Annotated in this window: 11 protein-coding genes and 3 tRNA genes; 6 read left to right on the plus strand and 8 right to left on the minus strand. The window is 61.3% G+C overall.

Going from position 1 to position 12,909, the window contains the following annotated elements; all coding sequences use genetic code 11:
* Positions 1–39 precede the first annotated feature (39 nt).
* Both P353_RS10240 and P353_RS10245 read right to left on the minus strand, forming a co-directional pair.
* Entirely contained in the window at positions 40–945 is a 906-nt protein-coding gene (locus tag P353_RS10240; RefSeq protein ID WP_034368812.1) for a PP2C family protein-serine/threonine phosphatase, read from the minus strand.
* Positions 942–1,973 (minus strand): serine/threonine protein kinase, encoded by a 1,032-nt coding sequence (locus tag P353_RS10245; protein ID WP_034348094.1) that lies wholly within the window; start codon positions 1,971–1,973, stop codon positions 942–944. The genes P353_RS10240 and P353_RS10245 overlap by 4 nt, the downstream gene beginning before the upstream one ends.
* 89 nt (positions 1,974–2,062) lie before the next feature.
* Here P353_RS10245 and P353_RS10250 point away from each other — a divergent pair, with 89 nt between their 5' ends.
* The 5 genes from P353_RS10250 (at position 2,063) to P353_RS10270 (ending at position 7,683) form a co-directional block, all read left to right on the plus strand.
* The gene (locus P353_RS10250) at positions 2,063–2,956 is read left to right on the plus strand and encodes a YicC/YloC family endoribonuclease (RefSeq protein WP_034368813.1); all 894 of its coding nucleotides are present in this window, start codon (positions 2,063–2,065) and stop codon (positions 2,954–2,956) included.
* 60 nt (positions 2,957–3,016) lie between these two features.
* The gene (gmk, locus tag P353_RS10255) at positions 3,017–3,646 is read left to right on the plus strand and encodes a guanylate kinase (RefSeq protein WP_034368961.1); all 630 of its coding nucleotides are present in this window, start codon (positions 3,017–3,019) and stop codon (positions 3,644–3,646) included.
* An 18-nt stretch (positions 3,647–3,664) separates the two neighbouring features.
* Complete coding sequence (rpoZ, locus tag P353_RS10260) at positions 3,665–3,868, plus strand: DNA-directed RNA polymerase subunit omega (protein WP_003052081.1); 204 nt, start codon at positions 3,665–3,667, stop codon at positions 3,866–3,868.
* 104 nt (positions 3,869–3,972) lie between these two features.
* The gene (locus P353_RS10265; RefSeq protein WP_034368817.1) at positions 3,973–6,228 is read left to right on the plus strand and encodes a RelA/SpoT family protein; all 2,256 of its coding nucleotides are present in this window, start codon (positions 3,973–3,975) and stop codon (positions 6,226–6,228) included.
* 120 nt (positions 6,229–6,348) lie between these two features.
* Positions 6,349–7,683 (plus strand): lytic murein transglycosylase, encoded by a 1,335-nt coding sequence (locus P353_RS10270; protein WP_034368820.1) that lies wholly within the window; start codon positions 6,349–6,351, stop codon positions 7,681–7,683.
* A 135-nt stretch (positions 7,684–7,818) separates the two neighbouring features.
* On the opposite strand, the gene greB is transcribed toward P353_RS10270, so the two are convergent.
* The 4 genes from greB to P353_RS10290 all read right to left on the minus strand — a co-directional run bounded on the left by greB (position 7,819) and on the right by P353_RS10290 (position 9,011).
* Complete coding sequence (greB, locus tag P353_RS10275) at positions 7,819–8,385, minus strand: transcription elongation factor GreB (RefSeq protein WP_034368962.1); 567 nt, start codon at positions 8,383–8,385, stop codon at positions 7,819–7,821.
* A gap of 101 nt (positions 8,386–8,486) precedes the next feature.
* Positions 8,487–8,563: transfer RNA gene (locus tag P353_RS10280), tRNA-Arg, on the minus strand.
* 147 nt (positions 8,564–8,710) lie between these two features.
* Positions 8,711–8,787, minus strand: a tRNA-Arg gene (locus P353_RS10285).
* Between the two features lie 147 nt (positions 8,788–8,934).
* Positions 8,935–9,011, minus strand: a tRNA-Arg gene (locus P353_RS10290).
* 276 nt (positions 9,012–9,287) lie between these two features.
* On the opposite strand from P353_RS10290, the gene P353_RS10295 reads away from it, so the two are divergent.
* Positions 9,288–10,811 carry a PLP-dependent aminotransferase family protein gene (locus tag P353_RS10295; RefSeq protein WP_034368822.1) on the plus strand — a complete coding sequence of 508 codons (1,524 nt, stop codon included), beginning with the start codon at positions 9,288–9,290 and terminating at the stop codon, positions 10,809–10,811.
* Between the two features lie 51 nt (positions 10,812–10,862).
* Here the strand turns inward: P353_RS10295 and P353_RS10300 are convergent, their stop codons facing one another.
* The gene (locus tag P353_RS10300; RefSeq protein WP_034368825.1) at positions 10,863–12,299 is read right to left on the minus strand and encodes an amino acid permease; all 1,437 of its coding nucleotides are present in this window, start codon (positions 12,297–12,299) and stop codon (positions 10,863–10,865) included.
* 189 nt (positions 12,300–12,488) lie between these two features.
* On the minus strand, positions 12,489–12,887 hold the full coding sequence (locus tag P353_RS10305; protein ID WP_034368828.1) for a nuclear transport factor 2 family protein: 399 nt from the start codon (positions 12,885–12,887) through the stop codon (positions 12,489–12,491).
* Positions 12,888–12,909 lie beyond the last annotated feature (22 nt).

Consider the following 12,909-nt stretch of genomic DNA (forward strand, 5'->3'; position numbering starts at 1 on the left):
TAGTTTCAAGCCAGCGCCCGTTGCAGCGTGCAACCGTGTTCAGGTCTTGGCTTTGTGGCGCTGTGCCGAGCGGCGTATGGCCTCGTTGATTTCTGCAATCGATCGCTCGATGGCCTCGTCGTCGAGTTCATCCTCGCATTCATCGATCGGTCCCACCTGTATCGTGGACTCGAAGCCCTGATCCTCGATCTCCTGTGTGGAGATGGAAGACGGTTCGAAATTATTCGGTGTTTCCCATACCAGTGCCAGCACGGTGACATTGTCGCTGCCGTCCCCGGCTCGCTTGAGTGCCGTATCGACCAGCATGGGCACAAAATGGGCCACAGCCTTGCCACTCATGATCTGGAGAATTTCCGGTGTCGGGACCGCCCCCCAGAGACCATCGGAGCACAGCATCAGCTGATCGCCCTCTTCAAGCCGCCTTGTCTCGCTCACATCGAAGATGGGCTTGGAAGGCGAGCCCAGGCAGGTGAACAGCACATTGCGGTTGGCCGGCGCCAGCGCACCGGAGACCTTGCGCATCTCGCTGTAGGAATGATCACGTGTTCGCTCCACGAGCTGCCCCTCGCGCACCCAGTACAGACGTGAGTCGCCGCAGTGTATCCAGGTCACCTTGCCGTCCTGCAGCACGGCCGCAACCAGCGTGGTGCGCGGCGTGTCCATCATGCCCTTGGTGCTGGCATAACGCAGGATCTGGCGATGGGCCTGCAGCAGCGCCTCTTCCAGAAACAGGACAGGCTCTTCCAGCATGGGCTTGGCCTTTTGCTGAAAAAGCGTGGAAACCACCTGCAATGCTATCTGTGCGGCCACTTCGCCGTCCGGATGCCCGCCCATGCCGTCTGCCAGCACGAACAACGCCGCCTCTCGCGTATAGCAGTAGCCCATGCGGTCTTCGTTGAGGGCACGGCCTCCGCGGCGGCTGAGCTGGAAGACGGAAAATTTCATGGTTTGCGATTGCTGTCGGTCACCGCTCCACGTTCGGAGCCGCCGAGTTTCTGAAGATTCTTCCTGGCGTCTTGCACCATGTTGTCAAACTGCATGCGCATGCGCTCCTGCATGCTGAGCTTGGTATAGCGACGCTCGCCTTCGCGGCTCAGCTCTTTTTGCAGAGCAAACACCGACTGCGGGCGCGAGAGCGGATCCATGGCCATGCACCACTCCACCACCTCGATCAGATTGTCCGAATACACGCCGCGCAGCTTGTTCAAGGCCAGGGCCAATCGGTCCTTGTCCTGACGCTGCGGAGCTTCATTGGGAGGTATGCCCTGCATGCAGGCATAGATACAGGCGCCAATGGCGTAAATATCGGTCCAGGGACCCAGTTGGGAATCGCGCCGGTACATCTCAGGGGCAGCAAAGCCCGGCGTGTACATGGGACGGATGAAGTTGCCCTCCTTGGAGAGCACTTCACGCGCCGCGCCGAAATCGATCAGCACGGCCTTGTCGTCATTGGTGATGAAGATATTGGCGGGCTTGATGTCCAGATGCAGCATCTTGTGCTGATGCACGATGCGCAGGCCGCGCAGCACCTCGTCAAACAGGGAGCGGATGGTCGACTCCCTGAACACCTTGTCGGCCTTGAGCTCGCGCGCCGTGACGATGAATTCCTGCAGGGTCGCCCCTTCCAGGTAGTTCATCACCATGTAGACGGTCTCGTTTTCGCGAAAGAAGTTCAGCACGCTCACCACGGAGGCGTGGGAAATCTGCGCCAGCGAGCGTCCTTCCTCGAAAAAGCTCTTGAGCCCGAGGCGATAGAGGGACAGTTTTTCTGGCGCCACCATGGGCTGCAGTTCGGCAGGCGCCCGAGTGGCAAGCGAAGCCGGCAGGTACTCCTTGATCGCTACCTGCTGGCCATCGGCGTCCAGAGCCAGGTAGACAATCCCGAACCCCCCCGAGGAAATCCTGCGCACCACCCGGTATCCGCCTATTGTGCTGCCCGACGGTAGGGGGGCTGGCTTGGTTTTTGTAGACATTTTTTACCGGTAAACCTCAAGGATGATACGAAACCCGGATAATCGGGAAATTGCAAGCATCCATCAAAAGTCCAATGCCAGTTTACAGCATGACCGGATACGCCAGTGCCCAGCACAGCGCATCCGTTGAGGGTGGTCAAGAGTCCCAGTCCAACAGCCGTCTGGGCCTTGAGATCCGCGCGGTCAATAGCCGCTTTCTGGATTTGTCCTTCCGCCTTCCCGACGAACTGCGCGCCCTTGAACCGGCCCTGCGCACCTTGCTCACCGCGCGCCTCAAGCGCGGCAAGGTGGAAGTACGAGCCGCCATCGACGTCTCCAGCAACCAATCCCTGCCCATTCCCGCAGCCCCACAGCTGCAACGCCTTGTGACCTTGCAGGACTCGGTTCAGGCCTGGCTGCCCAAGGCACGCGACCTGTCCGTGGCCGATGTGCTGCGCCTGTGCAGCGGCACCGCCACCACCACCACGGACTGGAGCGAGATCGCTCCGGCCCTGGCCGAACAGGCCATCACCGAGCTGCTCGCGGCCCGTGCCCGCGAAGGCGAGCGCCTGGCTGACATGCTGCTCGACCGCATCAAGCAACTGCGTGTGCTGGCCAAGACCGCCGTGCCGCTGGTGCCGCAGCTGGTGGAGCAGCAGCGCCAGAAGTTTCTGGAGCGCTGGAAGGAGGCCATGGCCCTCGGTGAAGGCTCGGTGGCTCCCGAGGCCGCCCAGGACCGCGCCCTGGCCGAAGCCACGGCCTTTGCCATCCGCATCGACGTGGCTGAAGAAGTCACGCGTCTGGGCTCTCACCTCGACGAAATCGAGCGTCTGCTCAAAAAGGGTGGCGACATCGGCAAGCGTCTGGACTTCCTGATCCAGGAATTGCACCGCGAAGCCAACACCCTCGGCTCCAAATCAGCCACGCTGGAGCTGACCCGCATCAGCGTCGACATGAAGGTGCTGATCGAGCAGATGCGCGAACAAGTGCAGAACATCGAGTAAGCAAGCCCTGAGCGTACTACTCCGTACGCTCGATTCATGCCCAAAGTCATGCCCAAAGTCATGGACCATCCCGGAAATCTATTTGTCGTGTCGGCACCCAGCGGTGCCGGCAAATCCTCTCTGGTACGCGCTCTGCGTGAATTCGACGCACGCGTCTACCCCTCCGTCTCCCACACCACGCGCGCGCCGCGCGGCCAGGAAAAACACGGCCGCGAGTACTACTTCGTCTCGGACGCCGAATTCGACGCCATGGTCGCCAACAGCGGCTTTGTCGAATGGGCCAATGTGCACAGCCGCCGCTACGGCACTGCCAAGAGGTCTCTGGAAGAGCGCATCCAGAGCGGCACCGATGTGCTGCTCGAGATCGACTACCAGGGTGCGTTGCAGGTCAAGCAGGCCTTTCCCAATGCCGTGCTGATCTTCATCCTGCCGCCCAGCTGGGACGAGCTGCGCGCGCGCCTGGAAAATCGTGGCGAGGACGCTCCCGAAGTCATTGAAATGCGCCTGAGGAATGCCGAAGAGGAAATGGCGCAGGTCGCAAAATTCGACTTCGTTATAATCAACGAACTGTTTGAGAGTGCGCTCTTTGATCTCAAGGCGATCATTCACGCGCAACGCCTCAAATATGCGGCCCAGCGGCGCCTTCGCGCCGACACCTTCGAGTCGCTCAATATCCCTGAATCTAACTGACCGTTCCCGGAGTTCCTGATGGCACGCATTACTGTTGAAGATAGCCTGGAGCAGATCCCCAACCGCTTCCAGCTCGTTTTGGCCGCGACTTACCGCGCCCGCATGCTCAATCAAGGCCATACCCCCAAGATTGAAACCAAGAACAAGGCCAGCGTCACTGCCCTGCGTGAAATCGCAGACGGCAAGGTAGGCCTGGAAATGCTGAAGAAGGTGCCGGGTTAAGCTGTTGCATCGCAGCACCAAAATAGACAATTAAGCACCGCTCGTCGGTGCTTTTTTGTACCTATCACCTTGCACTCGGTACTTGCAGGCTACATTTAAGGAATATGACAGCGGCCCAGAACTCGACGATTGCACCTTCTTCTACGGCACCGGCCAAGCCTCAGCGCATGCCCGCTGAACAGGCTGCACGTGTGTCGGCTGCTGCTTTTGACGGGTTGATGGAGCATCTGGGCTATCTGGATGCCGATAGCGCCGAGCGCGTGCGCCAGGCATATGTCTACGCAGATCAAGCACATACCGATCAGTGGCGCAGCAGTGGAGACCCCTATATCACCCACCCCATCGCGGTCACGGGGATCTGCGCCAACTGGAAGCTCGATGCCCCCGCCCTGATGGCGGCCCTGCTGCATGACTCCATGGAGGATTGCGGCATCACCAAGCTGGATCTGAAGGAGCGCTTTGGCGAGGATGTGGCCGAGCTGGTGGACGGGCTGACCAAGCTGGACAAGCTGCAGTTCAATACCCGCGAGGAAAACCAGGCCGAGTCCTTTCGCAAGATGCTGCTGGCCATGGCGCGCGATGTGCGCGTCATCCTGATCAAGCTGGCCGACCGCACCCACAATATGCGCACCATGAGCGACATGCCGCGCAGCAAGTGGGGTCGCATCTCGTCCGAGACGCTGGAAATCTACGCTCCCATCGCGCACCGCCTGGGTCTGAACCAGACCTATCGCGAGCTGCAGGATCTGTCGTTCAAGCATCTGCATCCCTGGCGCTATGCCACGCTGGAAAAAGCCATAGACCGCTCGCGCACGCGCCGCCGTGATCTGGTGCAACGCGTGCAGGACGAAGTCAGCACCGCTTTTGCCACGCACAGTCTGCCGGTGCGGCTGCTGGGCCGCGAGAGCACGCTGTACTCGCTGTACCAGCGCATGCAGAAGAACCAGCTGAGCTTTGCCAAGGTCACCGACATCTACGGCTTTCGCATCATCGTCCCCAAGACGCTGGACTGCTACACCGCCCTGGGCGTGCTGCACCAGAAGTACAAGCCCATGCCGGGCCGCTTCAAGGACTACATCGCCATTGCCAAGAGCAATGGCTACCAGTCGCTGCACACCACGCTGGTGGGGCCCTCCAGCGTCAGTATCGAATTCCAGATTCGAACGGAAGAGATGAACATCGTGGCCGAGGCCGGCGTCGCGGCCCACTGGCTGTACAAGGCGCAGCAAGGTCATGACTCCGAGCATCTGTCCACCCAGTGGCTGCAGTCCCTGCTCGATATCCAGAACGAGACCCGCGACGCGGCGGAGTTCTGGGATCACGTCAAGGTGGACCTCTTTCCCGATGCCGTGTACGTGTTCACGCCCAAGAGCGAGATCATGGCCATGCCGCGCGGCGCCACGGTGGTGGACTTTGCCTACGCCATCCACAGCAAGATCGGGCATCGCACCACGGCGGCCAAGATCAATGACGAGGAAGTGCCGCTGCGCACCGAACTCAAGAGCGGCGATGTGGTGCAGATCATCACCTCCGAGACCTCCACGCCCAATCCGGCCTGGCTGAGCTTTGTAAAAACCGGACGCGCCCGCTCCAAGATTCGCTCCTACCTCAAGAATGCGGCCCAGACCGAAGCCGGCCAGCTCGGAGAAACGCTGCTGGCCCAGGCCCTGCGCGCCGAAGGCATTGACAGCGTGCCGTCGCAGGACGATGCCAACAAGGGCGTCTGGGACGAGATCCTGCGCATCACGGGCAACCGCACGCCCGCAGACCTCATGGTCGATATCGGCATGGGTCGCCGCATCGCCTCCCTGGTGGCCGCGCGCATGACCAGCTTCATGACCAAGCAGGGTGTGCGCCCGGATGCCCTGCTCATCACGCAAGAGCGCTTCAACACACACAACCGCCCCTTCCAGGGCGCGGTCACGCTCAACGGCGACGAGAGCAGTTCGGTCTATTACTCGCACTGCTGCCGCCCCGTGCCGGGAGACCCGATTCTGGGCTACCTGGGCGGTCAGGGCCTGGTCGTGCACCACGCCCACTGCAACAATGCCATCAAGCTGCGCGAAAAGGATGCCGACCGTTTCATCACCGTGGACTGGTCGGACGACATCACGCGCCTGTTCGAGGCCGGCATCGTGGTCACGGTGCAAAACAACAAGGGCGTGCTGGCCCGCGTGGCGGCCGAGCTATCGAACGCCGAAGCCGATATCGTGCGCGTCGAGATGACCGACGAAGCAGCGATCGGCACCACCGACCTGCGCTTTGTCATCTCCGTGCAAAACAGCGTGCAGCTGGAGAATGCGCTGCGCAATCTGCGCCGCCTGCATTCGGTGATTCGCGCCAGCCGCGTCATGGCCTGATCTCTTCCATGCTCCACAAGGCCGCCTCGGGCGGCCTTTTTCATGGGCGAAAGATTTTGTTGCATTCTGCGGGCACCATCCCGCCCTGCAAGGGCCTGCCGGCCACGACAGCAGGCGACAATGGCATTCATGCTCCAAACCGCACCTTCGCTTCTGAATGCCCGCCAGCAGCTGCTGATCGCCGCCATCGCAGCAGCCCTGCTTGCAGGCTGCGCCACCCGGCCCGAACCTCCTGCGGTGGCCACGCCCGAGCCGGCACCGGCCGCCAAGGCAGAGCAGGCCACGGGCGAGGCGGCAGCAGCCGAGAACCCCATACAGGCCAGCAACTTCGCGCACTGGAAGCAGGAATTTGCCCCGCGTGCGCGCGCCGCCGGCATTTCTGAGCGCACGCTGGGCAGTGCCCTGGCCGGTGCCAAGCTGCAGCCCAGCATCGTCAAGCTCGACCGCTCCCAGCCCGAGTTCACGCGCACGCCCTGGCAGTATCTGGACAGCGCCGTCTCCGCACAGCGCATCAAGACCGGCAAGCTCAAGATGCAGGAATACGCAGCCAGTCTGCAAGCGGCCAGCCAGCGTTATGGCGTGCCGGCACCCGTGATTGCAGCCATCTGGGGCATGGAGAGCAACTACGGCAGCAATTTCGGCAGCTTCTCGGCCGTGGATGCACTGGCCACTCTCGCCTTCGACGGCCGCCGCGCCGAATGGGCTCAGAAGGAGCTCATTGCCGCGCTGCGCATCATAGACAACGGCGACATCGACGCCGCCCATATGATCAGCTCGTGGGCCGGTGCCATGGGCAACACCCAGTTTCTGCCCTCGGTCTTTTTGCAATATGCAGTCGATGCCGATGGAGATGGCCGCCGCGACATCTGGGGCTCCATGGCCGATGTGGCCGCCTCCACCGCCAACTATCTTGCAAGCTCGGGCTGGAACCCCGGCGAGCCCTGGGGCGTTGAAGTGCGCCTGCCAGCCAATTTCGATTACGCGCGCACCGAGCTTTCCACGCGCCAAAACAGCAATGCCTGGGCTGCAGAAGGCGTGCAAAGCGTCAACGGCCAGGCCTTGCCCGCGATGGCCGGAGCCAGCATCATTGCACCGGCCGGTGCCCGTGGTCCGGCCTTCATGGTGGGCAGCAACTTCCGCGCCATCCTGCGCTACAACAACTCCACCAACTACGCACTCGCCGTGGGCCTGCTTGCATCGCAGCTGGCAGGCAATGGCGGTGTCAGCGCCGAATGGCCACGCGATCTCGGCGCACTCACGCGTGAGCAGACCCGGGCGCTGCAGACCGCCCTCACCCAGCGCGGCTTTGCCACCGGAGTGGCCGACGGCGTGATGGGTCCGGCCACCCGTGCCGGGCTTCGGCAGTACCAGCAGAGCCAGGGTCTGGCGGCAGACGGCTACCCCACGCTGGAGCTGCTGCAACGCCTGCAGGTTGGCAATCAGCCTCAAAAATAATAGCTTTTAGCGCTTTGTGATCAACGATTTCAATACTAAAACTATCTGAAATCGTTTGACATCAAGCGATTGCAGCTCACAGAATAAAAGCGCGGCTTCCGATACGGAAGCCGCGCTTTTTTGTTGCCGGTGAACTCAGGATCGAGTTGTGGGCTGAGGATAGCTGACGTCCAGAATCTCCAGCATTCGCACACCGGCCGGCGTGGGCAAGGCCACCTCGTCGCCCACGCGCGCCTTGAGCAGCGCACGCGAAACCGGGGCAATCCAGCTGACCTGGTTCTGAGCGCTGTCCGCCTCGTCAATGCCCATGATGGTGATGGTGCGCTCCACGCCCTCGTCATCCACGTAGCTGACCGTGGCGCCAAAAAAGACCTGGTCGCTGCCTGCATGCACGCCAGGGTCGACCACCTCGGCGATTTCCAGCCGCTTGGTCAGAAAGCGGATGCGGCGATCGATCTCCCGCAGACGCTTTTTGCCATAGAGATAGTCGCCGTTTTCTGAGCGGTCGCCGTTGCTGGCCGCCCAGTGCACGATCTCCACGATCTTGGGGCGCTCGTTGTCGATCAGATCCAGCAGCTCGTCCTTGATGCGCTGGTAGCCCCGAGGCGTGATGTAGTTCTTGCCGCCCGCGGGCAATGGCGGCAGAGCGCCGACGTCATCATCGTCGTCGCCGTCCGATTCTTTGGTGAAAGCCTTGCTCATGAGGCCGATCTTCACACAGATCGGGGCCTGATCTGGCCAGGGCTCGTCAAAGCCCGGAAACGAAAAAGCCTCAGAACCTTGCAGTTCTGAGGCTTGTCGTTTGGTGCGGCTGGCAGGAATCGAACCCACGACCCCTTGGTTCGTAGCCAAGTACTCTATCCAGCTGAGCTACAGCCGCTAAGCCTCGAATTATATACAGATTCTGAGGGCGCTCGGTAAAAACCCGAATTTTTCTTCAAAGACACTAAACTGCCATCAGTCCGGCGAAGCACACACGGCAGAAACGAAAAAGCCTCAGAACTTTGCAGTTCTGAGGCTTGTCGTTTGGTGCGGCTGGCAGGAATCGAACCCACGACCCCTTGGTTCGTAGCCAAGTACTCTATCCAGCTGAGCTACAGCCGCTAAGCCTCGAATTATATACAGATTCTGAGGGCGCTCGGTAAAAACCCGAATTTTTCTTCAAAGACACTAAACTGCCATCAGTCCGGCGAAGCACACACGGCAGAAACGAAAAAGCCTCAGAACTTTGCAGTTCTGAGGCTTGTCGTTTGGTGCGGCTGGCAGGAATCGAACCCACGACCCCTTGGTTCGTAGCCAAGTACTCTATCCAGCTGAGCTACAGCCGCTAAGCCTCGAATTATATACTTATTTTTTAGCCTGCAGGAAAGTCCCCCAGATTTTTCAAATTCCGGGCGCCGCTGCGCGCGTGCAACCACATGAAAAGCCTGATTCCAAGCACATGCATATGCGCTAATCTTGAGCGCTGAAACCGGTCCGCCAGCAAGCTGCTGGCGGCCTCTGCGATGTCGCGTTCATGGACCCTAAAGAGCCAGACCCCGCGCGTCAGGGGCGCCGGTCGCTCCAGGCCACCACGGGCTGCGGCAGTGCATTCAGAACCATCAATGACGACAGACAGAAAACAGGCCTCGCCTTCGATTCCTCCATCCGTGGCCATGTGGGAGCAGTTGTTTCGCCGCAGCGCCAGGCCCTCGCTGAGCCTTCAGGGCCAGATTCGCGAAATGCTGGTCGATGCCATCCTCGCCGGCATTCTCGCGCCCGGTGATGCCATCCCCTCAAGTCGAGAACTGGCCAAGCTGCTGGGCGTGGGCCGCATCACCGTGGTCATGGCCTACCAGCAGTTGACCGAAGAGGCCTTTTTGCTGAGTCGCGAGAGAAAAGGCCATTTCATCCATCCCGACGTGCTGCAGGGCCGCACGGCCGAACGCACACCGGGCAGCGGCAGAAGCTCGGACGCTGAGGCGCGCACGGACTGGTCGCGCCGCCTGTGGCTGCGCCCCAGCCTGCAGCGCAGCATCGTGAAGGAAGACGACTGGCAGCAGTTCCCCTATCCGTTTCTCTACGGCCAGTTCGACAAGGACTTGTTTCCCACGGCCGCCTGGCGCGAGTGCTGCCTCAAGTCCCTGGGCGTGCTGGACATCCGCATGTGGGCGCCCGATCACATCAACCGCGACGACGACAGCCTCATCCAGCAGGTGCAGACCAAGATCCTGCCGCGCCGCGGCGTCTGGGCGTCACCCGACGAAATCATCATCACCGTCGGCGCCCAGCATGCGCTGTACATGGTGGCCGATCTGCTGATGCGCGAGGGCACCTCCATCGGCATCGAAAACCCCTGCTACCCCGATGCGCGCAATATCTTCAGCAGCCGCACCTCGCAGGTCATCCCGATCGGCGTGGATGGCGATGGACTGCCTATAGTCAATGCCATGCGCAAGCTCGAGTACCTCTACGTCACGCCCAGCCATCAGTGCCCCACCGGCGTCACCATGCCGCTGGAGCGGCGAGAAGCCTTGCTCGAAGCCGCACAAAAGCACGATCTCATCATCATCGAGGACGACTACGAAAGCGAAAGCAGCTTCGACGAACAACCCATCCCGGCACTCAAAAGCCTGGACCGCAACAACCGCGTGATCTATATCGGCAGTCTGTCCAAGAGTCTGGCACCCGGCCTTCGCGTGGGCTATATCGTGGCCCCCCCCGAGCTGGTCAAGGAGCTGCGTGCCCTGCGCCGTCTGATGATCCGCCATCCGTCCACCTTCATCCAGCGCACATTGGCCATGTTCATCTCGCTGGGCCACTACGAAGCCCAGCTGCGCCGCCTGGGCCAGGCCCAGAAAGAGCGTCATGCCGAGCTGACGGCAGCCATGGCTCGCTACCTGCCCCAATGTCGCATCACGCCGGTACGCGGCGGCGGCTCGTGCTGGGTGCAACTGCCCGAGCATGTGCCCGCGCAGGCACTGGCACGCCAGGCCGCCGAGCATGGAGTGCTGATCGAGCCCGGCGATGTGTTCTTCACCTCCCCTCGCAACACGGGCAACTTCATACGCCTGGGCTACCAGTCCATTCCTGCGGCACAAATCTCCCAGGGCATCAAGGCCCTGGCAGAAGCCATGCACTGCATGTAGAGGCGCAAAAAAAAGCCCCGGACTCAAGGTCCGGGGCTTTTGCGGGTCTCATCAATTCTTGCGCAGCTTGGGCGGCGCCAGCTCGTCGAGCAGGCTCTCTGGATTCACCCCGCGTCGCAGCGTCTGGCGCACGCCATAGGCAATCAGCAAGATGCACAGGCTGGCCACACCCAGGGCCAGCGGCGTGCGCTGTTCGGGAATGAAGCCCATGGCCACCACGATGGACAGCATGCCCGCAATCGCCAGCCAGGTCAGATAAGGGAAGCACCACATGCGCACCTTGAGCAGATGCGGCGCCTCGTTCTCCAATCGATAGCGCAGGCGCAGCTGGGAAATCGCAATCAGGATATAGACAAAGATGGCAACCGTTCCGTAGGAGTTCACGAGAAAGGCGAACACCTTGTCGGGCGACAGATAGGACATGACGATGGCACCGTAGCCGAACAATGTAGCCACCAAGATCGCGTACACGGGCACGCCGTTGCGGCTGACCTGGGCCAGCACCTTGGGCGCATCGCCGCGTCGCGTCAGCGCAAACAGCATGCGCGAAGAAGCATAGAGCCCGGAGTTGAGCGCCGACAGCACGGCGGTCAGCACCACTGCATTCATGATCTGTGCAGCCGCCGGCACGCCCATGGCATCGAGAGCGCTGACATAGGGCATGGACATACCGGTGGAGTTCCATGGCACCAGGCAGGCCACCAGCAGCACCGATCCCACGTAGAACACCAGCACGCGCAGGATGACCGAATTCGTGGCCTTGGCCACGGCCTTCTGGGGCTCAGCGGTTTCGGCGGCGGCAATCGTCACGATCTCCGCGCCGAAATAGAAGCCGGTCGCGGCCACGGCGCCCGTGAGCACAGGAACAATGCCGTTGGGCATGAAGCCGCCGTTCTGGCTCAGATTGGCGACATGCATTCCGCCGCTCCCCGGGGTCAGGCCCAGCACATAGACACCGGCGATGAACAGAAACACCACGATGGCGGCCACTTTCACGGAAGCCAGCCAGAACTCGCATTCGCCAAAGGATTTGACCGAGACCAGATTGGTCAGCGTCATCATGATCAGCAGGACCAGGCTGATGCTCCAGGCCGGCACGTCGGGTAGCCAGTAGCGCACCAGCTCGGCCCCCGCCACCGCTTCGATCGCCACGACGATGACCCAGAAATACCAGTACATCCAGCCCGTCAGAAATCCCGCCAGCTGACCGACGGCGGGCCGATCGCGCCATGCTTCCCGGGCGTACTCGTAAAAGGAGCCCCCCGTCATGGAGCAGGCCATCTCGCCCAGCATGCGCATGACCAGCACCACCAGCAGGCCGGTGATCAGAAAAGAGATGACGGCCGCCGGCCCGGCCGACTTGATGACCACGCCGCTGCCAACGAAAAGCCCGGCACCGATGACGCCGCCCAGGGCAATCATGGTCATGTGCCGCTGCTTGAGACTGTGCGACAGCCCGTCCGGCGACGAATGCGGATTTCCAATCATTTTTGTCTCCTGTCTTGCCGGCCTGGAAATGCCGGTCGCCACGGCTTTATGTATCTGGTTGTGCCTTGCTGCTCATGCAGGCCGTTGCCGTGATCGTTCAGTTATCTGCTTAAAAATTGTTGAGCGAAGCCATGCGTGCAGCGGACCTTGCCGTGAGACAAAGAGGCGCGCACGCACACCAGGCTCGTGTCAGGAAAGCGCTACAGGTGGACGATCCTTGCGGTAGGCGTTCTTGACGGCGATCTTGCCGTCGCGGAAGGTGAACACATCGACCATGCGAGCTTCCACACGCAGGCCATCGGCCTTGGTGCCTTTGAAGGTGCTCTCCGAAACGCCGCGCGAGCCTTGCACAAAATGCTCTCCATCCACCCAGGCTGCATCGGGGAATGCCTGCCAGGCCAGCTGAAAGCCCTCACGCACGGCTTCACGCCCCACAAAGCTGCGCCCCATCAGATCAGGGCCGGCAACGGCGTGAAACTCGCATTCGTCGGCCATGAAGTCCATCAATGCATCAATGTCATGCCGATTCCACGCGTCGGAGAAACGCGCCAGGAACTGGACGTCGGGTTGGGATTCTTGCTTGTTCATATGCTCTCCAGATTGCTGTCAT

Source organism: Comamonas testosteroni, from assembly GCF_000761245.1.
GTDB lineage: Bacteria > Pseudomonadota > Gammaproteobacteria > Burkholderiales > Burkholderiaceae_C > Comamonas > Comamonas testosteroni_C.